17 protein-coding genes are annotated in these 21,755 nt (G+C 70.5%); 4 read left to right on the top strand and 13 right to left on the bottom strand.

Translation table 11 applies throughout. The annotated features are described in order from the left end of the window. Positions 1–3 precede the first annotated feature (3 nt). The gene (locus tag BCF44_RS24925) at positions 4–2,145 is read left to right on the top strand and encodes a serine/threonine-protein kinase (protein ID WP_116176767.1); all 2,142 of its coding nucleotides are present in this window, start codon (positions 4–6) and stop codon (positions 2,143–2,145) included. 6 nt (positions 2,146–2,151) lie between these two features. Here the strand turns inward: BCF44_RS24925 and BCF44_RS24930 are convergent, their stop codons facing one another. Continuing rightward, positions 2,152–2,445, bottom strand: a complete 294-nt coding sequence (locus BCF44_RS24930) for a hypothetical protein (RefSeq protein ID WP_116176902.1) — start codon at positions 2,443–2,445, stop codon at positions 2,152–2,154. Positions 2,446–2,709: 264 nt separating this feature from the next. Here BCF44_RS24930 and BCF44_RS24935 point away from each other — a divergent pair, with 264 nt between their 5' ends. Then, the gene (locus BCF44_RS24935; RefSeq protein ID WP_116176768.1) at positions 2,710–3,651 is read left to right on the top strand and encodes a hypothetical protein; all 942 of its coding nucleotides are present in this window, start codon (positions 2,710–2,712) and stop codon (positions 3,649–3,651) included. Between the two features lie 311 nt (positions 3,652–3,962). On the opposite strand, the gene BCF44_RS24940 is transcribed toward BCF44_RS24935, so the two are convergent. From BCF44_RS24940 to BCF44_RS24960, 5 genes are all read right to left on the bottom strand, one after another. Beyond that, positions 3,963–5,003 (bottom strand): ArsR/SmtB family transcription factor, encoded by a 1,041-nt coding sequence (locus BCF44_RS24940; protein WP_116176769.1) that lies wholly within the window; start codon positions 5,001–5,003, stop codon positions 3,963–3,965. Positions 5,004–5,502: 499 nt separating this feature from the next. Next, positions 5,503–6,978, bottom strand: a complete 1,476-nt coding sequence (locus tag BCF44_RS24945) for a hypothetical protein (protein WP_116176770.1) — start codon at positions 6,976–6,978, stop codon at positions 5,503–5,505. Continuing rightward, complete coding sequence (locus tag BCF44_RS24950) at positions 6,975–8,624, bottom strand: NAD(P)/FAD-dependent oxidoreductase (RefSeq protein WP_170217723.1); 1,650 nt, start codon at positions 8,622–8,624, stop codon at positions 6,975–6,977. Before BCF44_RS24950 ends, BCF44_RS24945 begins: the two co-directional genes overlap by 4 nt. An 83-nt stretch (positions 8,625–8,707) precedes the next feature. Further along, positions 8,708–9,706 (bottom strand): LLM class flavin-dependent oxidoreductase, encoded by a 999-nt coding sequence (locus BCF44_RS24955; RefSeq protein ID WP_246015516.1) that lies wholly within the window; start codon positions 9,704–9,706, stop codon positions 8,708–8,710. 51 nt (positions 9,707–9,757) lie between these two features. Then, a complete protein-coding gene (locus BCF44_RS24960; RefSeq protein WP_116176773.1) occupies positions 9,758–10,897 on the bottom strand; it encodes a permease in 1,140 nt (379 codons plus the stop codon). Between the two features lie 61 nt (positions 10,898–10,958). Here BCF44_RS24960 and BCF44_RS24965 point away from each other — a divergent pair, with 61 nt between their 5' ends. Continuing rightward, on the top strand, positions 10,959–11,666 hold the full coding sequence (locus tag BCF44_RS24965; protein WP_116176903.1) for an SDR family oxidoreductase: 708 nt from the start codon (positions 10,959–10,961) through the stop codon (positions 11,664–11,666). Here the strand turns inward: BCF44_RS24965 and BCF44_RS24970 are convergent. Next, entirely contained in the window at positions 11,659–12,645 is a 987-nt protein-coding gene (locus BCF44_RS24970; RefSeq protein WP_246015518.1) for a GlxA family transcriptional regulator, read from the bottom strand. The two genes, BCF44_RS24965 and BCF44_RS24970, sit on opposite strands and share 8 nt — an antisense overlap. A 72-nt stretch (positions 12,646–12,717) precedes the next feature. Here BCF44_RS24970 and BCF44_RS24975 point away from each other — a divergent pair, with 72 nt between their 5' ends. Continuing rightward, positions 12,718–13,986 carry an MFS transporter gene (locus tag BCF44_RS24975; RefSeq protein ID WP_246015520.1) on the top strand — a complete coding sequence of 423 codons (1,269 nt, stop codon included), beginning with the start codon at positions 12,718–12,720 and terminating at the stop codon, positions 13,984–13,986. A gap of 107 nt (positions 13,987–14,093) precedes the next feature. Here the strand turns inward: BCF44_RS24975 and BCF44_RS24980 are convergent, their stop codons facing one another. The 6 genes from BCF44_RS24980 to BCF44_RS25005 form a co-directional block, all read right to left on the bottom strand. Further along, entirely contained in the window at positions 14,094–14,957 is an 864-nt protein-coding gene (locus BCF44_RS24980; RefSeq protein WP_116176906.1) for a spermidine synthase, read from the bottom strand. A 44-nt stretch (positions 14,958–15,001) separates the two neighbouring features. Further along, the gene (gene speD / locus BCF44_RS24985) at positions 15,002–15,385 is read right to left on the bottom strand and encodes an adenosylmethionine decarboxylase (protein WP_116176774.1); all 384 of its coding nucleotides are present in this window, start codon (positions 15,383–15,385) and stop codon (positions 15,002–15,004) included. A 73-nt stretch (positions 15,386–15,458) separates the two neighbouring features. Continuing rightward, positions 15,459–16,670 carry a type III PLP-dependent enzyme gene (locus BCF44_RS24990; RefSeq protein ID WP_116176907.1) on the bottom strand — a complete coding sequence of 404 codons (1,212 nt, stop codon included), beginning with the start codon at positions 16,668–16,670 and terminating at the stop codon, positions 15,459–15,461. A 219-nt stretch (positions 16,671–16,889) separates the two neighbouring features. Beyond that, positions 16,890–19,028 carry a thiamine pyrophosphate-dependent enzyme gene (locus BCF44_RS24995; protein WP_116176775.1) on the bottom strand — a complete coding sequence of 713 codons (2,139 nt, stop codon included), beginning with the start codon at positions 19,026–19,028 and terminating at the stop codon, positions 16,890–16,892. Further along, positions 19,025–20,182, bottom strand: coding sequence for an acyl-CoA dehydrogenase family protein (locus BCF44_RS56805; protein WP_116176776.1), 1,158 nt, complete (start codon positions 20,180–20,182; stop codon positions 19,025–19,027). The genes BCF44_RS24995 and BCF44_RS56805 overlap by 4 nt, the downstream gene beginning before the upstream one ends. After that, entirely contained in the window at positions 20,182–21,738 is a 1,557-nt protein-coding gene (locus tag BCF44_RS25005) for an aldehyde dehydrogenase family protein (protein WP_116176777.1), read from the bottom strand. Before BCF44_RS25005 ends, BCF44_RS56805 begins: the two co-directional genes overlap by 1 nt. Between the last annotated feature and the right edge of the window lie 17 nt (positions 21,739–21,755).

A 21,755-nucleotide genomic window follows, 5' to 3' on the forward strand; every position in this document is an offset into this window, starting at 1 on the left:
GCCATGCCGACCGAACAGTGGGATCCCACCGCCGCCGGGCTGGCGCCGACCGGGCACACCGACGAGGTGTGGCGGCCGTCCAGCCAGGGCTCCAGACCCTTCACCGGGCCGTCCATCGGCCGCGGCGGCCTGGGCGCCGGGCTGGTGGAGGTGCCGCGGGTGCCGTACCGGGACCCGGCGACCGCGGTGCTGGACGACCCGGTGGTGGCGGAGAACAAGCGGTTCTGCTCGCACTGCGGGTCCCGCGTCGGGCGCGGCGACGACGGCGTGCCCGGCCTGACCGAGGGGGTGTGCCCGCGCTGCGGGACGCCGTTCTCGTTCGTGCCCAAACTGCGGCCGGGCGAGGTGCTCGGCGGCCAGTACGAGGTGCTGGGCTGCCTCGCGTACGGCGGCCTCGGCTGGATCTACCTGGCCCGCGACCACAACGTGAACGACCGCTGGGTGGTGCTCAAGGGCCTGATCGACACCGGCGACCCGGCCGCGATGGCCGCCGCGGTGGCCGAGCGCCGGTTCCTGGCCGAGGTCGAGCACCCGAACATCGTGCGGATCTACAACTTCGTGCAGCATCCCGATCCGGTGACCGGCACGATGATCGGCTACATCGTGATGGAGTACGTCGGCGGCAACTCGCTGCGCGAGCTGGCCCTGGCCCGGCGGCGGCCGGACCGCCGGATCGAGCCGATGCCGCTGCCGCAGGTGCTCGCCTACGGGCTGGAGATCCTGCCCGCGCTGGGGTATCTGCACGGCATCGGCCTGCTGTACTGCGATCTCAAGCCGGACAACGTGATCCAGACCGACGAGCAGCTCAAGCTGCTGGATCTCGGGGCCGTGCGGCGGATGGACGACTACGAGAGCCCGCTGTTCTTCACCGCCGGCTACAGCGCGCCCGAGCTGGGCCGGCGCGGACCGTCCATCGCGTCCGACCTGTACACCGTCGGCCGGATGATGGCCGTGCTGAGCTTCGAGTTCCCGGAGTACCGCAGCACGCGCAAGCACTCGCTGCCGGGGCCGGACGAGGTGCCGCTGTTCGAGATCTTCGAGTCCTACCACCGGTTCCTGCTGCGCGCCACGCACGACCAGCCCGAGCAGCGGTTCCACTCCGCCGAAGACATGGCCGAGCAGCTGGTGGGCGTGCTGCGTGAGGTCGTGGCGCTGGGCGGCGAGCAGCCGCCGCCTCGGCTGTCCCGCATGTTCAGCACCGAGCGCCGGCCGTTCGGGCCCCGTGACGAGCTGCTGGCCCCCGAGCCGCACGAGGTCGCCGTCGGGCTGCCCGTGCCACAGGTCGACGCCGGCGACCCGTCCGCCGGCTTCCTCGCCACCGTCACCGGTGTCGATCCCGTGGCGATGATCCAGAGCCTGGACAACGCCCCGACGGTGACGCCCGAGGTGCTGCTGCGGCGGGCCCGGGCGCTGATCGACCTGGAGGACCTGTCGGCGGCGACGTCCGCGTTGGACGATGCGGCCGAGGACGTGCCGGGGGACTGGCGGGTCAGCTGGTACCGGGGGCTCGTCGCGATCGCGCAGACCAAGCCGAAGGAAGCCAAGGTCGCCTTCGACGCCGTCTACGACATCCTGCCCGGCGAGCCCGCAGCCAAGCTGGCCTTGGCCGTCAGCGCCGAACTGTGCGGCGATCACGGCGCCGCCGCGCGGTACTACGAGCTGGTGTGGCGGACCGACCACGGCTACGTCAGCGCCGCCTTCGGGCTGGCCCGGACGCGGCTCGCGCAGGGGCACCGGTCGTGGGCCGTGGAGATCCTCGACTCCGTGCCCGACAGCTCCAGCCAGTACCTGTCCGCGCAGATCGGGGCGCTGAAGGTCCGGATCCGCGACCGGCGGCCGGCCGAGCTCACCGTCGCCGACCTCGTCGAGGCGGGCAACCGGCTGGACCGGCTCGTGCTGGACGTGCAGAAGCGCACCAAGCTCGCCGCCGACGTGCTGGGCACCGCCTTCGACTGGGTGCTCGCCGGCAAGCCCGGCGGCGACCACGGCGTGAGCACCGTGCTGGGGGTGGAGCTCACCGAGCGCGGGCTGCGGTTCGGGCTGGAGGAGTGCTACCGGACGTTGGCCCGGCTGGCCAGCTCGGTGACGGAACGGGTCGCTCTCGTCGATCGCGCCAACGCCGTCCGCCCCCGCACCGTGCGCTAGCGAGCGTCACCTCTGCGCCGTCGCACGCGGCGGGCTGCCGGTCGGGCTGCTCGCCAGGGTGGCGATCAGGACGCGGCCGGGAGTGGTGAGTTCGGCAGGAACGCGCTGTGCCGCCGTCGCGGGGCCGGTGGCGCGTACGAGGCCGGCATGCGCGAGGTGGCGGGCGGCGCTCTGGTCGCAGCAGGCCAGACCGTCGATGAACAGGTCGGGTTCGCGGCTGCCGGTGGTCTCGGCGCGGCCGGCGGCGACGGCGTGGAGCATCGCCAACTCACGTCGAGAGATGCTCACACGCGCCGGCATGGTGGTGGACACGGTTCGGCTCCTCGGATCGACACGTTTTCCGCTGTGCTGCCGGAGATCGTCTCCGGAATCAGCGACACCAGAATGCTGTTGTGCCCGATCCGAGTCGACGACCTTGAACCAGGCGGAAAACTCGGCGGCCACAAGTGGACCGGCAACGGGGCGACCGCGAAACACCCGTCAGGCCGTAGCGCGGGCCGCGCGGCTGCGCCACGCTCACGCGGCAAGCCGCATCCTTGTCGGACGAGAGGAGAGGACTCGGCTATGGCGTCCCAGCCGCTCACGTTTGCGCCGGGCGACGACCCGATCGGCCGGGTGCGCGAGTTCATCGGCAACCCGGCGCTGCGCGCCTTGGTCGAGCAGTTCGGCGGCAGCTGGCCGGCGGGAGAACTGCCGGAGATTCTGCGGGCATTGGTCGAGTTCTCCGCCGTGTGGGACCAACGTCGGGGCGCCGGCCGGCTGGACATCCAGGACGACGCCGACTTCGACCGTGAGCGCGCCATGGCTGCGGTCGAGCAGCTCGGCCTCCGCGACCCGGCGCCACCACAGGAAAGCCGCTACGACTGGGTGCTCGTGCTCGGTGGCCTGGCAGCAGGATGCCGCCGGCGAACCATGTACCTGGTCAGGCTCCTGGTGGAGGGCGCCATCGAGACTGCCGGCGTCTGCATGCTCGGCTCGTTCCGTGACCTGCGGACGGACGAACTCACGGCGACCACCCGGTTCGCGACGAGCGCTACCACCGAAGTGGACCTGCTGCTGGAGTTGGCCACGCGGGAGTTCCGGTCCGAACGGGCGTGGACGATCCAGGTGGACGGCGATCGGACAGCGACGCCACGCCTGGCACAGCTGCACGCGTGGCGGGTCGGCAAACCAGAGCTGCACGTGTTCGCTGCCCTCAGCAGCCAGCCCGAGCGGCGGGCCGCGAACACCGCCGACACCTACGAGCAGGCTGCCCGCACACTGATGTTCCCCCCGAAAACGCGACTGCTGGTGGTGACAACGCACCTGTATGCGCTGTACCAACACTTCGATGCCGTTCGAGTGTTGGGTCTACCGCATCAGCTGAGCGTCGAAACGGTCGGCACACCGCCGGAGGCTCGCGGCAGGACCTGGTCCACCACCTGGTACCTGCAGGAAGTTCGCAGCGCTCTGCGGGCAGGCCTGCTGCTTGTCACCGCGGCCGAGTCACGGCGGCCGCCGCGATGAGCGATGTCGTCGGGAGCGCACTCCAACCAACGAACATGAACTTCTGTCACGTCTGGTTCCGGCACCCCCCGGATGCACCGGAACCAGACGCGCGACAGGCATGTCAGAAGTGACACGCCGTCAGGTGCGCCGGCCCCGGTGCTCCCCGCTGCCACCGGGACCGACCACAACAGACTGGCGCGTGGCCGATCGGTGGTCGACAACGTTGAACGAGATGGAAAACTCGTTGGCGAGAAGCGGTCACCCGGCAAGGCGGCAGGACCCGCGCGGGCTGGATGTCAGTTCCTGAGCCGTGTGGCGCGGACGCGCGGTCACGCCCCCGACAGCCACCGCCGGTCCCCGGAGGCCGGGCGGAACAGCGTGCCGTTGGTGATCTGTTGGTGGCAGGTGTCCAGCAGTTGTTCGCCCAGAGGGGTCACGACGTGACGTACGACGTTGCCGCGCCGGACGCTGCAGATGAGGCCGGCCTGGCGCAGCACGGTGGCGTGCTTGCTGGCGGCGGCAGGTGAGGCGTGAATGCACCTGGCCAGGTCGGTGGTGGAGCGCGGCACGCGCAGTGCACACAGGACCTGTGCTCGGGTGCCGCCGAGGAGGCTGGCCAGCGCGGTCGGATCGTCGGCCCTGACGGAGGCGTCGGTGATGGGGTAGACCAGCACCGGGGGGAGTTCGGGGTCGACGAAGGGCACCGGAGTGCCCCAGCAGAAGTACGAGGGGATGAACGTCACGCCGCGCCCGCGCAACTGGATCTCGCGGTCATGGGGAAAGTCGGCGTGCAGGACGGGTGGGGCCCATCGAAAGCAGCCCGACAGGTTGTTGAGCAGTCCCTCGACACCTGTGGCCGCGATGTCCTGGGTCCGCACGGTTCGGTCGTTGCGGACCGCCCGGTCGATGCCGGACCAGTGCGGGGCCAGGACCAGGTCGTGGTACCAGGACATCGCGTCCCGCAGCGCGCGCACCGCGTCGAGATCGCCGGCGGCGAGCCGGCCGATCTCGGCCGACGGCGTTCGGTCGAGAAAGGGCGACGTCAGCTCGATGGCCAGCCGCCTGGCCGGGGTGCTGAGCACGGTGTCCAGCACGGCGGTGAAGTCGTCGGTGTCCTGGTACGGCGTGAGGAAGTCCGGGAAGGGGCCGTGCAACGGTTTCAGCTCGGTCAGCACGGCGAGGTGTCGGCGGCTGGGCGGGGTGCGGTTCAGGCGCTCCAGCGCCGGCGTTCGCCACAGCGCGTGCCTGGACGGGACGTGGCGGTGGCGCAGGGCATCCAGGCTGAGAACCAGTTCCCAGGTCGGGTGCGGATGGGTGGCGATTCGGGTACGCGCCAGATCGTCGGCGGTGAAATGCAACCGCAGTGTCATCTCGACCCCATGTCGCGGTGTGGCCAAAGAGTTTTCCCTCTCGTTCAATAGCCTTCCACCTCGTTCAATGCTGTGGACCGCCGATCGGCGCAACGGCGCGCTGCTATCGCTAATCCCGACGTGTCAAGCGGGTCGTCGAAATCGGACACGACAGTGACGCATTGTGGCCATGCCGACGGGGCAATGCCGCGGAATCAAGGTTCCGTCGGTGCCGGAGTTCGTCGGACCCGCAGAAGCCCAGCCAGGAAGCGCATGCGAGATTCGGGCTTACTCCGTTCGGATTCACTCATCGCTTCCCGGTCGAATCACTCGATCGCATCACACTCGATGGTGGGCTGCTGCCGACGGCAGGAATTCGGAATCTTCTCCGAAGACCTCTCGGCAGTTCGAGGTCGAACCGAGAACAACCCCTCGAATGCTTGACGGGCCTCGTCAAAGCGGAGCTTTGCGGGTTGTTTCTACCGCGGGGGTGCCAGGCCCTGGGGGACAGCATGTGACATCAAGAGGCGCCCACGAGGAGGGGGATGATCAGGGCGATCAACACCGTGAAGACCCACATGGCGGGGGCGGCGCCGCGGATCTGGTCGCGGCGGGCGACGGCGCGTTCGGCGGCGGCCTTGCTGCGGGTCTGCCACCACGGGTTGGCGCGCGCCTCGAGCCGGTGGTAGACGGCGCCCAGCGCCGCGCCGTAGGCGAGATGTCCGACGAGGGAAGGGAATCCGGCGGCGATGCCGGCGGCGCTCCAGTCGGTGGGGGTGCCGGTGAACAGCGGCAGCAGGGTCAGATTGCCCAGCACCCACCAGAAGAAGCCGTACGACAGGCCCCAGCCGATGCCGGACGTCAGGTCGAAGCTGCGGCGGCGGAACAGCACGGCGTAGGAGACGCCGAGGATCTGGGCGATCACCATGTGCACGACGAACCCGGCGACGGGGGACTGGGAGCCGATCATCCTTGCCACCAGAGGGAATTCGCCGACGGCGACCATCACCACGGTGAACACCAGGCCGCCGGCGAGGCCGGACAGGGCGCCGTAGCCGAGCGCCAGCAGCCCGCGCCGGCCGGCGGCGTCGGCGCGCACGAGCCGGATGTCGTCGGTGAACAGCACCTTCGCCAGCAGCCCGAGCCATGTGTACAGCACCGCGACGCCGGCCCCGAGCAGCACGTACGCCGGCATGAGGTGGGCATCCGCGGCGGCGGACTTCTGCGACCAGTCGAGGGTTACGTCGAACAGCAACGGTTCCACCGTCAGCGCGGCGAAGACCCACCACGCGAAACCGTAGACGGTGCCGCGGATGAGGGCGGGCCCGGTGCTTTCCGGCGAGAACAGCAGCGCGTAGCCGGCGCCGGCGATGAGCCCCTCCCACGGCAGACCGAGCGCCAGCCCGATGGCCAGACCGGCGACCAGCCCGCGCAGGATCTCGGAGCGGGACGGCCGGTGCCACAACGGATCCGTGTCCTGCTGGAGCACAACGAACGCGATGCCGGTGACGGCCCCGTACAGCAGATGCCCCATCAGACTGGGGAGCAACGCCTGCGCGCCGGCAAGGTTCCAGGCAACCGGCTTGCCGAGCAGCAGCGGCAACAAGGTTTGCGGGCCGAGGAACCACCAGAACGCGCCGTAGATCAGGCCCCAGAACACGGTCTCGCCGGCTCGCGGCCGCTGCCGGGCCATCAGCAGCAGCCCGAATCCGGCGCCGAGGATCGTGGCGATCACCATGTGCACGGCCAGACCCACGACCACGTTGTCGGTGTGCACGATGGAGGCGGCGGTGGCCAGCTGGCCCTGGATCGCCATGGTGGCGCCGAAAGCCGCGCCGCCGGCGAGCCCGGCCAGCGCGCCGGAGATCATGGCGTCGCGGGCCCGCATCGACCCGGCCGGGATCGGCGCGACCGGGTCGGCCTCGGCCGGAGCCGGAACGGGGCTGCCAGCCTTCTCTTCACTGATACCAGTGGCCGGCGCGTCGAGCTCGCTCATCGTGCCCTCACCTTCGAGCGGCGCGGCGCGGCCGACGTGACCACGATGTCCCGGGGGAACACCAGATCCAGCGTCCAGTCGAACAGCACCCGCAGTCGCTTCTCCACTCCAGGCAGCTTGGACAGGTAGATCCCCCGCCACAGCAGCCACGCCACGAGCCCGGCGAACCGCCGGCCCCGGATCTCGGCGGCGGCGGTCCGATGCCCCAACGCCACCAGCACGCCCACGGTCCGGAACCGGAACTCCAGCGGCGAACGGCCGGCGACAACGAGAGCGACGTTGTCGGCGACGGCCTTGCCCTGGCGGAGAGCATGTTGCGCGGTGGGCGGGTAGAACTCGCCTTCCCGCAACGGATCGGGGATCCGCGCGCAGTCGCCGACGGCCCACACGTCCTCCAACCCGATGGCCCGCAGCGAGGTGTCGGTGGCGAGGTCGGGGATCAGCGGCGTGGGCTTGTTGCCGGCGGTCCACACGAACGTGCGGGTGGGGATCAGCTCGTCGTTCCCCAACCGCACCAGGTCCTCGGCGGCCTCGGTGACCCGCATGTTCAGCCGGTGCTCGATTCCCCGCGCCGCCAGGCGTTCCATCGAATACGCCGCGAGCTCTGGCCCCAGCTCGGGCAGGATCCGCTCGCCGGCGTGCACCAGCACGAACCGCGGCTCGTCGGGGGCGATCCCGGGGTAGTAGTGCGACACGCCGTGCACGAGGTCGAACAGCTCGGCGACGGTCTCGGTGCCGGCGAATCCCGCGCCGGCCACGACAAACGTCAGCAGCTCGCGGCGGGTGCGCGGATCGGTCTCCCGGTCGGCGGCCTCCAGCATGAGCAGCACGTGGTTGCGCAGCTCGATGGCGTCGGCGAGATTCTTCAACGGGAACGAGTGCTCGTCGATGCCGGGCAGCCCGAACGTGTGCGGCACGGAGCCGACGGCGAGCACGAGATGGTCGTAGCGCAGGGATTCCCCGGAATCCAGCACGACCTCGCGCACCGCCGGATCGATCCGGTCGACGCGGCCGTAGAGGAAAGTGGTGTGCGCGGCGGCGGAGCGGATCGGGGCGCTGATGTGCGCCGGCTCCAGGGCCCCGGACGCGACCTCCGCGAGCATCGGCGTGAACAGCAGGAAGTTGGAGTCGCTGACCAGCGTCACATCGAGCTTCGCCCCGCGCAGCACCAGCTTCTCGAACCGCTGCGCGGCGCTCACGCCGGCGAACCCGCCGCCCACCACGACAATCCGCGCGCGCTGCTCGGGCCACTGTCGGACGCGTTCCTTCAACGCCCAGGCGCCGGCCAGGAAATGCAGCAGGAATCCGGTGAGCCCGCCGTGCAGGATGTCGCCGACGAGCTCCGGATACGTGCGCGCGGCGGACGCCGCCGACCAGGTCGGCAGCTGGCCGTGCACCAGCGGCTCCACCGTCAGCGAGTACACGAGCCAGCCGAGGGTGCCGAGCAGGACGCCGGCCGAGGCGGTCATCGCCAGGCCCTGCCGCGCGCCGCGCGCGACGGCCCCCAGCACCACGCCGATGACCAGCGCATATGCGACGAACGTGAGCCAGCCGGGGAATCCCGCCACCATGTGCTGCGTGGCCATCAGCACGCCGACCGGCAGCGCGGCCACCAGCCCGGCGACCGCGCCCCATCCGAGCGTCATGCGCACCCCCGGGATTACGCGAAAGGACTTCTGGAAGTTCAATCCCATCGCGCTGTCGGGGGGCGGGGCAATCCGATCGGCGCTTACGAACCGCGAACGGCTTTTGTCAGCAATTCGTAAGAGCGCAGCCGGTCGTTGTGGTCGTGCAGCATGGTGGTGACCATCAGCTCGTCGGCCTGGGTCTTCTCCAGCAGCTCCTCGACGCCCTTCGCCACCGTGTCCGGGCCGCCGATGATCATCGACCGGGCCCGGTCCTCGATGAACAACCGCTCCAGGTCGCTGTACTCGTAGGCGGCCGCCTCCTCCGGCGACGGGAAGAGCCCCGGCTTGCCGCTGCGCAGCCGCAGGAACGACAGCCCGCTCGGCCCGGCCAGGTACCGGGCGTGCTCGTCGTCATCGGCGGCGACGACCGCGGCGGCGACCATCGCGTACGGCTTGTCCAGCACGGCCGACGGCCGGAAGGCGTCGCGGTAGAGGGCGAGCGCCGGCAGGGTGTTCTCGGCGCTGAAGTGGTGGGCGAACGCGAACGGAATGCCCATCAGACCGGCCACCTGCGCGCTGTAGCCGGACGACCCCAGCAGCCACAGCGGAGGCTGGTTGCCGGGCGCGTTCACGGCGATGACCTTCTGGTCGGCCGTCGGCTGCTCGAAGTAGTGCAGCAGCTCGGCCAGCTGCTGCGGGAAGTCGTCCGCGGACAGCGGCGCGGTGCTGCGGCGCAGCGCCTGCGCGGTGACGCCGTCGGTGCCGGGCGCGCGGCCGATGCCCAGGTCGATGCGGCCGGGGTGGAACGCCTCCAGCGTGCCGAACTGCTCGGCCACCACCAGCGGCGGGTGGTTGGGCAGCATGACGCCGCCGGAGCCGACCCGGATCGTGCTCGTCGCCGCGGCCACCTGGCCGATCAGCACCGCCGGCGCCGAGCTGGCGATGCCCGGCATGTTGTGGTGCTCGGCCAGCCAGTACCGGTGATAGCCGAGGCGTTCGGCGTGGCGGGCCAGGTCGAGGGTGTTCTGGAGCGCCTGGGCGCTGGTCGAGCCCTGCGACACGGGGGCGAGGTCGAGCACGGAGAGAGGCACGTCGGTCACGTCAACGTGCAACGCCGCCCTACCGCGGGGTAATCCCGGGACCGACGGAGGTCACATGTGGTGGTGATCGGCGTGGTCGTCGGGCGCGCCGCCCATCATGCGCAGCATGTCCCGGCCGCCGCTGCGGAAGAACCGGACCACCAGCACCGCCCCGAGCGCCAGGAACACGATGTTCAGCCATGTCGTGTAGTTCCACGAGATGCCGGCCTCGACCACCCGCGCCGAGCGGTCGGTCGGGGTCAGGCCGGTGACGCCGAACAGCAGCTCCACCAGGTAACCGGCGCCGACCGCGGCGGCATAGAAGGTGCCGAACACCAGCAGCGCCATCCGGGTGCCGTAGTACTTCCGGTAGATGGTGAGGATCGGCAGGATCATCAGGTCCGCGAAGACGAACGCGACCACGCCGCCGAAGCTGATGCCGCCGGTCCACAGCACCGCCGCCAGCGGCACGTTGCCGATGGAGCAGACGAAGCTGAGGATCGCCACCACCGGGCCGATGATCGGCCCCCAGATCGCGCTCAGCACCGGGTGCCCGGCCAGGAAGAAGCCGCGCCAGAAGTCGTCGGGCACCCAGGCCGCGACCGCCCCGGCGATCAGCAGGCCGATGACCAGGTCCCGCAGGATCGCCGCCCACTCCATCACGAACACGTGCGAGACCGCGGTGAAACCCTCACGGGACAACAACTTCCGGCCGTTGAGCGACATGTCCATCGCCGCGTGGCCCTCCATCGAGCCGGCGATGCCCTTGTCGGCCTGCTCGCGCGCCTTGGCGACGAGCTGCGAGCGCAGGAACAGCCGGAACAGCAGGGCGAGCAGCACGATCATGATCGGGCCGCCGACGAACTCGGCCACCGTGAACTGCCAGCCCAGCAGCAGCGCCAGGATCACGCCCAGCTCCACCACCAGGTTGGTGGAGGCGATCTCGAACGCCATCGCGGCGGTGAAGTTCGCGCCCTTGCGGAACAGGGCGCGGGCCAGCGCGACCGCGGCGTACGAGCACGAGGAGGACGCGGCGCCGAGGCCGGCCGCGATGGTCAGCGACCGGGGCGAGTCGTCGCCGAGCAGTCTGACCACAGTGGACCGTCGCACCACCGCCTGTACCACCGCCGACAGGGCGAAACCCAGGATCAGCGCCCAGAGTATCTCCCACGTCATGGAGCCCGCCATGGCCAACGCATCCACGATGAACATGCGGCGAGCATACCCCCTGGGGGTAATTTCGCCAGTGGGGTGAACCTCTAGGGTGGGCTTCATGAACGATCCAGTGCTGCTGATCACCGGCGGCTCCAGCGGGCTGGGCGCCGCCACCGCGGCCGCCGCCGCGCGGGCGGGATACCGCCTGGTCCTGACCGCCCGCGGCGTCGACCGGCTGACCGACTTCGCCGCTTCCCTCGGCGGCCCCGACCGGGTGCTGGCCCTGCCGTGTGACGTCGGCGACTGGGACTCGGTCAGCGGTGCGGTGGAGCACGTCGAGGCGACGTTCGGCCGCCTCGACGCCGTGTTCGCCAACGCCGGCAGCAGTGTGGGCACCTCGTTTCTCGGGACCGGCGGCGAGGATCCTTCGCGGTGGCGGGAAATGGTCGTCACCAATGTGTGCGGCCCCGCCTACACCGCCCGCGCCGCGCTGCCGGCGCTGGTCCGCAGCGGCGGGCACCTGGTGCTCACCGGCTCCGCGTCCGGCCGCGGCGTGCGGCCCGGCAGCCTGTACTCGGCGACGAAGTGGGCCGTCACCGGCCTGGCGCAGGCGATCCGCGCCGAATGCGTCGGCACCGGCGTGCGCGTGACGATCATCCAGCCGGGCCTGGTCGACACCGAGGCGATCCCGGCCGACCGCAAGGCCGATCCGAAGCTGGAGCCCGCCGACATCGCCCGGGCGGTGCTCTACGCGCTGGCCCAGCCGTCCACTGTGGACGTCAACGAGATCGTGATCAGGCCGGTCGGGCAGGACCCATTCAAATAGGACGCTGGCAAGTGAAGCTCTTTCGGTAGGCCAACGGTGAGACACCCACAGCCGCTGACAGGTGCTGGCGCAGCGAGGCGGTGGTGCCGAAGCCGGCGTCGCGGGCGATCCGCTCGACCGACAGGTCGGTGGACTCCAGCAGCTGCCGGGCCCGTTCCACGCGCTCGCGCAGCAGCCACTGGCCGGGGCTGAGGCCGGTCTCCTCGCGGAACCGGCGGGTGAAGGTGCGCACGCTCATCTGGGCGTGCCCGGCCAGCCGGCGCAGGTCGACCGGCTGGTCCAGGTGCTCGGACATCCACTGGCGGGTCGCCGACGTGCCGGCGTCGGCGACCTGCGGCACCGGCCGTTCGATGAATTGCCGCTGCCCGCCGTCCCGCCATGCCGGCACGACCACCCGACGCGCCGCGTGGTTGGCGACCTCGCTGCCGTGGTCGGTGCGGACGATGTGCAGGCACAGGTCGATGCCGGCGGCAGCGCCGGCCGAGGTCAGCACCTTGCCGTCGTCGACGAACAGCACGTCCGGGTTGACGCGCACGTTCGGGTGCAGTTCGGCGAGGTCGTCGGCGTGGATCCAGTGGGTGGTCGCGGTGCGGCCGTCCAGCAGGCCGGCGGCCGCGAGCACGAACGCGCCCGTGCAGATCGACACCCAGCGGGTGTGCGCCGGCACGGTGTCCAGAGCCGCCTTGAGCTCCGGCGGCAGCACGCGCGTCTCCATCAGCGGGCCCTCGTACGGGCCGGGGATGACCAGCGTGTCGGCGGTCGCGAGGATCTCCGGGCCGTGGTCGGGGAGCAGGCTGAAGCCGGCGGTCGTGCGGACCGGGCCGCCGTCGAGCGTGCAGGTCAGCGTCTCGTACAGCGGCCGGCCCGAGGCCAGCGACGCCGAGGTGAACACCCGGGACGCGATGCTCATGTCGAAGGCCACGACGCCGTCCAGCGCGAGGACCACCACCCGATGCGTCGCCGCCTTCTCTATCAGCATGGCCCGATTCTTGCACATAGTGACCCCCGGGCCACTCGAAAGAGTGGTCGCCGTCGACCAGCATTGCTCCTCGTGTTCAAGCTGCATCGGGCCTGGCTGGTCGCCGCCGTCACCTTCGTCGCGCTGGTCGGCGCGGCCGGATTCCGCGCGACGCCGGGCGTGCTGATGAATCCCCTGCACGACGAGTTCGGCTGGTCGATGGGCACCATCTCGGCCGCCGTCTCCGTCAACCTCGCCCTGTTCGGGCTCACTTCACCGTTCGCGGCCGCGCTGATGGAACGCTTCGGCATCCGGCGGGTGGTGTCCGTCGCGCTGCTGGTGGTGGCCGCCGGCAGCGGGCTGACCGTGTTCATGACGTCCAGCTGGGAGCTCATCCTGTGTTGGGGAGTGCTCGTCGGTCTGGGCACCGGCTCCATGGCACTGGCGTTCGTGGCCACCGTGACCAGCGCGTGGTTCGTCAAGCACCGGGGCGTCGTCACCGGCGTGCTCACCGCCGGCAGCGCGGCCGGCCAGCTGGTGTTCCTGCCGGTGCTGGCGTCCATCGCCGGCAACGTCGGCTGGCGGGCGGCGGCGCTGACCGTCGCCGGGGCCGCGCTGGTCGTGGTGCCGCTGGTGGCATGGCTGCTGCGGGACCGTCCCGAGGACGTCGGGCTGCTGGCTCTCGGCGCCACCAAGCCGTCGGTACGGCCGGTGATCACCGTCAGCGCCGGTCGACGGGCCGTCGAGGTGCTGTTCGCCGCCGCGCGCACCCGTAACTTCTGGCTGCTCGCCGCCGGTTTCGCCATCTGCGGGGCCACCACCAACGGGCTCGTCGGCACCCACTTCATCCCGGCCGCGATGGATCACGGCATGGGGGAGACCGCCGCCGCGTCGCTGCTGGCCCTGGTCGGCGTGTTCGACATCGTCGGCACCATCTTCTCCGGCTGGCTGACCGACCGCCTCGACTCGCGGGTGCTGCTCGGCGCGTACTACGGCCTGCGCGGGCTGTCCCTGTTCGCGCTGCCCAGCCTGTTCGCCGGCACCACCCACCCCAGCATGCTGGTGTTCATCGTGTTCTACGGCCTGGACTGGGTCGCCACCGTGCCGCCGACCGTGGCGCTGTGCCGGAAGTACTACGGGGTCAGCACCGGGCCCATCGTGTTCGGCTGGGTGTTCGCCTCGCACCAGGTCGGCGCCGCCTTCGCCGCCGTGGCCGCCGGCATCGTGCGGGACCAGCTCGGCAACTACGACCTCGCCTGGTACATCGCCGGCATCCTCAGCTGCGGCGCCGCCGTGCTGTCACTGCTCATGCTCGCCACCCGCCGCCGGGTGACGGCCCCTGAACCCGCACTGGCCGCCTGAAACCCCCCGCGAGTCGCGCGCTCAGGCACACCGAATGCAGGTTTCAGGCACATGTGCCTGAAACCTGCATTCGGTGGTTCCCAGAGCGCGACTCGCGGGGGTTGTCGTCAGGACTGGTGGCGGACCCGGTAGGGGGGCACCGAGTTGCCGGCGAGGGCCTCGGCGTCGATGGAGACCGGGCGGTAGCCGCTGGCCGGCAGCCGGGACTGCATCAGGGCGGTCGGGTCCGCGACCTCGTCCGCCCGGCCGAACAGGTAGGCCCACTCGTGCTCGTCCGAGCCGTAGTACGCGGTGGTGCCGAACACCTCGGTGAACCGCCGCCACGACGTGAGCAAAGTCTGGTTGCGCCACATGGTCTGGCAGCCGGCCTGCGTGACGACCACGCCGCCCGGGGCGAGGACGGCCTTGCACATGGTCAGGAACTCCACGCCGTACAGGCGGTTGTGCTGCGCCTCCTCCTCCCGCTCGTCGGGCAGGTCGACCAGCACGATGTCGTACCGCTGGTCGCCGTTGGCCGCGTCCACCAGGTACTGCCAGCCGTCGGCGTAGTGCACGCGCACCGGGCCGTCGCCGCGCTCGGCGCGGGCGAGCTCCTCGGTGGTGTAGCCGTACGGCAGGTGCTCGGCGCAGAGCTTCACGGCCTGGGTGTCGATGTCCACGTGGTCGACGCGGGTCGCGCCCGCGGCCACGGCCATCTGGCACACGACGCCCTCGCTGGAGCCGACCACCAGCACCGACTCCACCTTGTCGGCCAGCAGCAGCGCCGGCACCATCAGCGCCTCGTGATAGGTCAGCTGGCTGAACTCGGTGCTCTGCCGGTCGTTGTCGCAGAACAGCGACACGCCCTGCTCGGTGCGGGCGATGACGACGTGCTGGAAGGCGGTGTCGCCCTCAAAAAGCACCTCGTGCAGGTCCCAGACCCGGGTCAGGCCGTGGCCCACCGGCTCGTGGATCTGGCTGGTTCGTTCCATCGTGGTCACTTGCTTCTCACAATCTGCTTGTCTGGCAAGGGAAGTCAGTCGTCCTTGCCGCGGCGGATGGTCTTCGCGTGCACGACGGGGGTGCGCAGCGCCTCGGCGAGCAGCTGCACCGCGACCTCGGGTTTGGCCCGGTGGCCGCAGGTGAAGACGTCGACGAAGACCGACCCGATCTCTGGGTAGGTGTGCAGCGAGGCGTGCGACTCCGACAGCAGCGCCAGCACGGTCACTCCCTGCGGCTCGAACCGCTTGGAGGTCACGTCCAACACGGTCGCCCCGGCCTGGTCGAGCACGCTGGTCAGGATGTCGCGCAACAGGGCCTCGTCGTTGAGGAGGTCGGCGTCGATGCCTTCCATCTCGGCGAGGACGTGCTGTCCGGTGAACGACCCGACGGTCTGCACCGAGCCCAGTACTCCGGTCATCTATCACTCCCTACTGTTCCAGGTGAGAACAGACCTCCGGCGAGGTCTGCACGCAAAAAGGGGTCGTCGCTGCTCAGATGCAGTGCGTGGGCAGCGGCGCGAAACCGTTGAACGCTATGGAGGAGTAGCTCGCCGTGTAGGCGCCGGTATTGAGGAAGTCCAGCGCGTCGCCGGGTCGCAGACTCATCGGCAGGCGGTAGACGTTGTGCTGGTACAGCACATCGTCGCCGTCGCAGGTCGGACCGGCGAGATAGACCGGTCCGGTCTCACCTTCGCTGCCCGAATTCTCCTGGCGTGGCGTGGCCAGCAGATAGGTGATGTACTCGTTCTCAGTCTCCGCCAAGCCGTTGTACCGGCCCACGTCCAGGTACACCCAGCGCTTGTCGTCCACAGTGGACTTGCGGGAGACCAGCACCACCTCGGAGCGCAGCAGGCCGGCGTCGGAGACCAGGAACCGGCCCGGCTCCAGCACCAGCCGCGGCGGCGCGGCGAAATGCCTTTCCACGGAAGCGGTGATCGCCGTGGCGAAGTCGGCCAGCGGCGGCGCGGGGCGTGTGTAGTTGCCGGGCAGGCCGCCGCCGATGTTGAGCATGCCCAGCTCGACGCCCTCGGCCGCGAGCTTCGCGGTGATCTCCCCGGCCTGCTCGATCGCCGCGTCCCAGGCGCGCGGATCCAGCTGCTGCGAGCCGACGTGGAAAGACACACCCGCCGGCGTCAGGCCCAGTTCCGGGGCCCGCGCGAGGAGTCGGGTGGCCAGGTCCGGGGCGCAGCCGAACTTGTGGCCGAACGGCGTCAGCGAACCGGTGTCGGCCAGCACGATCCGGCAGAACACCGACGCGCCCGGGGCCATCTCGGCGATGGTCTCCAGGTCCGTGTCGCTGTCCGTGGTGAACAGCCGCACACCGCGTGCGTAGGCGTAGCCGATGTCGGCTCGCTTCTTGATCGTGTTGCCGTACGAGATGTGCTCCGGACGGGCGCCCTCGGCCAGGCACAGGTCGATCTCCGGCGGGCTGGCGACGTCGAAGCGCGCGCCCAGCTCCACCAGGAGGCGCACCACTTCCCGCGCCGGATTGGCCTTGACGGCGTAGTACAGCCCCGCGCCGTCGAAGGCCGCCGCGAGCTGCTGGTAGCGCTCGCGGATCGTCGCCAGGTCGATGACCAGACACGGGGTGGCGGGCTTCTCCCGCTCGAGGTACTCGCGGATACGGGCTATCGCCCCGGTCAGCTCCACCGCTGTCGGCGGAGGTGTCGCCGTGTCGACCGTTTCTGTCGGCTGCGGCGCCATGACGGCGAGGCTCTGTCCCATTCCGCTACGTACCTACCATTCTCGGGTCAGTGTGTGCGTCGACCCGTTCGCCGCTTGGGTGGTCACGATGCGCTGCGCATCGCGGCGAGTCATGGTAAGGCCTCGACGGGCCTGTTGGCGACCATCACCCCCAAGTGGGGCAATCCGGTCCGGGTGTCACCCCTCACACTCCGGTCCGTCCGGATGAACCACTCGCAACTAGAACGTGTGCAATGGTTGTGCGGCAAGGGAAGTTGCGGCGTCATGGATGTCGTCCTCGGACAACAGGACGGTGCGCGCCGCATCACCGAGCGGGATGAAGCTGTCCTCGCTCGCCACCCGTTGGACGATCCCGGTGAAACCTTCGTCGCCCAGCGCGGTGATGACGCCCTCGGCGACGCCGCCGGTGCGGCGGGTCTCGTCGACGACGAGCACGCGGCCGGTCGCGGCGGCCTCGCGGAGCAGATCCTCGACCGGCAGCGGGGCGAGCCAGCGCAAGTCGAGCACGCGGCAGGAGATTCCGTCGGCGGCCAGCCGACGGGCTACGCGCAGGCTCATCCGGACGCCGTTGCCGAAGCTGACCAGGGTGAGGTCCGTGCCGTCGCCGTGGGTGCGCCCGCGGCCGATCGGCACGTGCTCGGTCGGCGCGGGCGCGAGCCAGCCGCCGTCGCCCTCGGAATGCAGGTCGCGGGTGTGGTACAGCGCAATGGGTTCCAGGAACACCGACAGCGTGCCGTCGACGTCGGCGGCGGTGACGCAGGTGCGCAGCATGGCGGCGGCGTCGTCCGGCCGGGACGGAGAGGCGATCACCAGCCCGGGGATGTCCCGCAGCGCCGCGACGGCGTTGTCGTTGTGGAAATGGCCGCCGAATCCCTTCTGGTACGCGTAGCCGGCGATCCGCACGACCATCGGGTTCCGGTACTGCCCCTGCGAGAAGAACGGCAGCGACGCGCCCTCGCCGCGGAGCTGGTCGACGGCATTGTGCAGGTACGCCAGGTACTGGATCTCGGCGACGGGCAGCAGGCCGGAGACGCCGAGCCCGAGGCCCAGCCCCAGCACGGACTGCTCGTCGAGCAGGGTGTCGAACACCCGACCGGCCCCGGCCAGCTTCTGCAGGCCCCGGGTGACGCCGTAGACGCCGCCCTTGCGCGCGACGTCCTCGCCGAACACGCACAGCCCCGGGTGCCGGCCCAGCAGCTGCGCGAGGGTCCGGTTGACGGCTTGCGCGAACGTCGCCGGTTCGTCCCAGGTGAGCGGTTCGATGCGGGACGCGACGAGGGCGGGCCGGCGTGGAGCCAGCGGCGCCATGACCGCCTTCGCACTGTCCAACTGCGGCCGTCCGGACGCGTCCTCGGCCAGCTCTCGGACCTCCTGGCGCTTCGCCTCGTACCGCTCGAGCACGTCGGCGGGCGTCAGGATCCCGGCGGCCACCAGGGTTTCCGCGGTGCCCAGCACCGGATCCCGCGCCAGGCCATCGATGATGTCGGCACTGCTCCGGTACGCCACCTCGGCGTCCGAACCGGCGTGTCCCATGAGCCGCACGGTGGACAGGTGCAGGAACGCCGGCTTCCGGTGCCGCCGCACGTATTCCGCCGCCTCCGTGGCGACCTCGCGCGTCTGCACGAGGTCGAAACCGCTGGCGTGGAAGTAGCGCAGCCCCGGCCGCGAGCCGTACGCGGTGGCGATCCAGCCCTGCGGCGTCGGCACGCTGATGCCGAGACCGTTGTCCTCGCAGACGAACAGCAACGGCACGGGCAGCCCTTGATAGGCCGTGTAGACGGCAGCGTTGATCGAACCGGCCGCCGTCGAATGGTTGGCGGAGGCATCGCCGAAGCTGCACACGGTGATCGCGTCCGGCGCCCATTTCGACGGCACGCCGAGCTTGCGGGCGCGGTCGATGGCGAACGCGACGCCCAGCGCGCGGGGCAGATGCGAGGCGATCGTGGACGTCTGGGGGATGATCGCCGCGTCGTGATGGCCGAACACCTTGTGCCGGCCGCCGGCGATCGGCTCATCGGTGGCGGCCATCATGCCCAGCAGCACATCCAACAGCCCGTTGCGGCCGAGCTGCCGCATCCGTTCCAGGTAGAACGCGCCGGAGCGGTAGTGCAGCAGCGCCGGATCGGTGGGCCGCAACGCCGCCGCCACGGCCGCGTTGCCCTCGTGACCGGACGAGCCGATGGTGTAGTAGCCCAGGCCGCGTGCCCGGAACTCGCGCGCGGCGAGGTCCAGGTGCCGGCTGCCGAGCTGCGCGTCGAACAGCTCCAGCAGCTGCGGCCCGACCGGCGCCAGCGGCCGCCGGCCGGGCGCCAGCGCCCGTACCGACGCGACGAAGTGCTCGTCGACCTGCTCCGTCAACGGTACGCACCGATCCCGGTGATGGCCTGGCCGAGCACCAGTGTGTGGATCTCGCTGGTGCCCTCGTAGGTCAGCACCGACTCCAGGTTGTTCGCGTGCCGCAGCACCGAGTACTCGGTGGTGATGCCGCTGGCGGCCAGGATCGTCCGCGCCGTGCGGGCGATGTCCAGCGCGGCCCGCACGTTGTTCAGCTTGCCGAAGCTGACGTGCTCGGCCCGGCACTTGCCGGCGTCCTTGAGCCGTCCGATGTGCACCGCGGCGAGGAACGCCTTCTCCAGCTCCAGCACCATGCCCACCAGCTTCTCCTGGGTGAGCTGGAAGCCGGCGATCGGCCGGTCGAACTGCACGCGCGTCTTGGCGTAGTCCAGGGCCGTCGCGTAGCAGTCGCGGGCCGCGCCGACCGCGCCCCACAGGATGCCGAACCTCGCCTCGTTCAGGCACGACAGGGGAGCGCCGACACCGCGGCTCTCCGGCAGCACCGCGTCGGCCGGCAGGACGCAGTCCTCCAGGATCAGCTCCGACGTCACGGATGCCCGTAGCGACAACTTGTCCTTGATGTCCCGGGTGGTGAAACCCTTGGTGCCACGGGGAACCAGGAAGCCGCGGATGCGGTCCTCGGTGCGCGCCCAGACGACGGCGACGTCCGCGATGCCGCCGTTGGTGATCCACAGCTTGCTGCCGTTGAGGATCCATTCACCGTTGACCTCACGGGCGGTGGTGCGCATGCCGGCCGGGTTGCTGCCGAAGTCCGGCTCGGTCAGGCCGAAGCAGCCGATCACCTCGCCGGTGGCCATCTTCGGCAGCCACTGCTGCTTCTGGTCCTCCGAGCCGAACTTGTGGATCGCCGTCATGGCAAGGGATCCCTGCACGGAGACGAAGCTGCGCAGCCCGCTGTCCACGGCCTCCAGCTCCATGCACGCGATGCCGTACGCCGTCGCGCTGGCGCCGGCGCAGCCGTAGCCCTGCAGGTGCATGCCGAACAGGCCCAACTCGCCCAGTTCCGGCGCCAGCTCGCGGGGGAACGTGCCGTCGGCGAACCAGCGGCCGACGTTGGGCCGCACCTTCGCGTCGACGAAGTCCCTTACCGTGTCCCGGATCAGCCGCTCCTCGTCGGAGAAGCCGTCGGCGACGCCGAGGAGATCGATCGGGTCCATCAATCCTCCAGCCGGAAGTCGAGCTCGGCGGCCGGCAGCTCGACCATGTCCATCTGCGCCTTCTGGAGCTTGCCGGCGTAGTCCCAGTTCATCGACTGCCAGCGGGTGAACTGGTCCAGCACCCACACGCCGGACTGCCGGCTTCCGTTGCCGGACAAGCCGTTTCCGCCGAACGGCAGATGAGCCTCCGCGCCCGAGGTCGAGTTGTTCACGCTCACCATGCCGGCCCGGCAGCGCTCGCGGAACCGGAATGCGTTGCTGGCATTGGTGGTGTAGATCGCCGCCGACAGGCCGTACCCGTGGCCGTTCGCGAGTTCGACCGCCTCGTCGAAGGTGTCGAAGGTGCCGACGCCGACCAGCGGGCCGAAGGTCTCGGTGCGGTACAGCTCGTCCTGCGCGGTGATGCCGTCCACGATCATCGGGTGCACATAGACCCCTCGGTCGGCCTGGCCGACGAAACCCTTGCGGGGATTGGCATCCGTGATCCGGCCGATGCCGGTCGAGCCGTGCACGAGGTGGTGCGGCCGGACCAGCTCCAGGTACCGTTCGAAGCGCTCCGCGTAGCGGACGTCGATCAGCGGGCCGTACAGGACGCCCTGGCTCGGGTCGCCGATGACCGCGCTCTCCACCGCCGCGGTGAAGCGGCGCAGGAACTCGTCGTGCACCTCGCGCTGCACGAACACCGTGCCCAGCGACGTGCAGCGCTGGCCGGCGGAGCCGAAGCCGCTGAACAGGGCGCCCTCGACGGCCAGGTCCAGGTCGGCGTCGGCCATCACGACCAGCGGGTTCTTGCCGCCGAGCTCGAGGCACGGGGCCTGCAGGTAGCGCCCGCACAGCTCGCTGATCGCCCGACCGACCTCGGTCGAGCCGGTGAAGCCGACCTTGTCCACCACGCCGGCGGAGAGTGCCTGCTCCAGGCCGGCGAAGGTCGCCTTGCCGTCGGCCTGCACGAGGTTGAGGACGCCCAGCGGCACGCCGGCGTGCCAGATCAGCTCGGCCAGCGCCTGGCCGACCGCCGCGGAGAGCTCCGCCGGCTTCCACACCACGGTGTTGCCGCACAGCAGCGCCGGCACGAGGTACCAGGACGGCACCGCCGCCGGGAAGTTCGCGGCCGTGATGATCGCCGTCACGCCGACCGGCACGCGGAAGGTGAACAGCTGCTTGTCCGGCATCTCGCTCGGCACCGTCTGGCCGTAGAGGCGGCGGCCCTCGCCGAGAAAGAAGTCGCAGGTGTCGACGATCTCCTGCACCTCGCCCAGCGACTCCGCGTACGGCTTGCCGATCTCGCGGGTGATCAGCCGGGCCAGGGCCTCCTTGTTGGCCTCGACCAGGCGGCCCAGCCGGGCGATGACCTGGCCGCGGACCGGGGCGGGGATAGCCGCCCAGTCGGCCTGCGCCCCGCGGGCGGCCCGCGCCGCGTCGACGAAGGTCTCCGGGCCGGCCAGGGACACCTCCGCCACCACGTCGTCGAGGTCGGCGGGGTTGTGGGAGCGGACGACGCTGCTGGCCCGCTGGTCGGGGGCGCCGGCGACGACGGAGACGCACTTGTGCTGCATGACGTCTACCTTGGCCA

The organism is Kutzneria buriramensis, from assembly GCF_003387475.1.
In the GTDB taxonomy this organism is placed as follows: domain Bacteria; phylum Actinomycetota; class Actinomycetes; order Mycobacteriales; family Pseudonocardiaceae; genus Kutzneria; species Kutzneria buriramensis.

Coding starts and splice junctions, on each gene's coding strand:
- BCF44_RS24965 (WP_116176903.1), top strand. CDS start 10,959: ATGAACGATCCAGTGCTGCTGATCACCGGCGGCTCCAGCGGGCTGGGC.
- BCF44_RS25005 (WP_116176777.1), bottom strand. CDS start 21,738: ATGCAGCACAAGTGCGTCTCCGTCGTCGCCGGCGCCCCCGACCAGCGG.
- BCF44_RS24950 (WP_170217723.1), bottom strand. CDS start 8,624: ATGACGCTCGGATGGGGCGCGGTCGCCGGGCTGGTGGCCGCGCTGCCG.
- BCF44_RS24945 (WP_116176770.1), bottom strand. CDS start 6,978: ATGAGCGAGCTCGACGCGCCGGCCACTGGTATCAGTGAAGAGAAGGCT.
- speD (WP_116176774.1), bottom strand. CDS start 15,385: ATGACCGGAGTACTGGGCTCGGTGCAGACCGTCGGGTCGTTCACCGGA.
- BCF44_RS24940 (WP_116176769.1), bottom strand. CDS start 5,003: ATGACACTGCGGTTGCATTTCACCGCCGACGATCTGGCGCGTACCCGA.
- BCF44_RS24970 (WP_246015518.1), bottom strand. CDS start 12,645: ATGCTGATAGAGAAGGCGGCGACGCATCGGGTGGTGGTCCTCGCGCTG.
- BCF44_RS24930 (WP_116176902.1), bottom strand. CDS start 2,445: ATGCCGGCGCGTGTGAGCATCTCTCGACGTGAGTTGGCGATGCTCCAC.
- BCF44_RS56805 (WP_116176776.1), bottom strand. CDS start 20,182: ATGGACCCGATCGATCTCCTCGGCGTCGCCGACGGCTTCTCCGACGAG.
- BCF44_RS24960 (WP_116176773.1), bottom strand. CDS start 10,897: ATGTTCATCGTGGATGCGTTGGCCATGGCGGGCTCCATGACGTGGGAG.
- BCF44_RS24935 (WP_116176768.1), top strand. CDS start 2,710: ATGGCGTCCCAGCCGCTCACGTTTGCGCCGGGCGACGACCCGATCGGC.
- BCF44_RS24925 (WP_116176767.1), top strand. CDS start 4: ATGCCGACCGAACAGTGGGATCCCACCGCCGCCGGGCTGGCGCCGACC.
- BCF44_RS24990 (WP_116176907.1), bottom strand. CDS start 16,670: ATGGCGCCGCAGCCGACAGAAACGGTCGACACGGCGACACCTCCGCCG.
- BCF44_RS24980 (WP_116176906.1), bottom strand. CDS start 14,957: ATGGAACGAACCAGCCAGATCCACGAGCCGGTGGGCCACGGCCTGACC.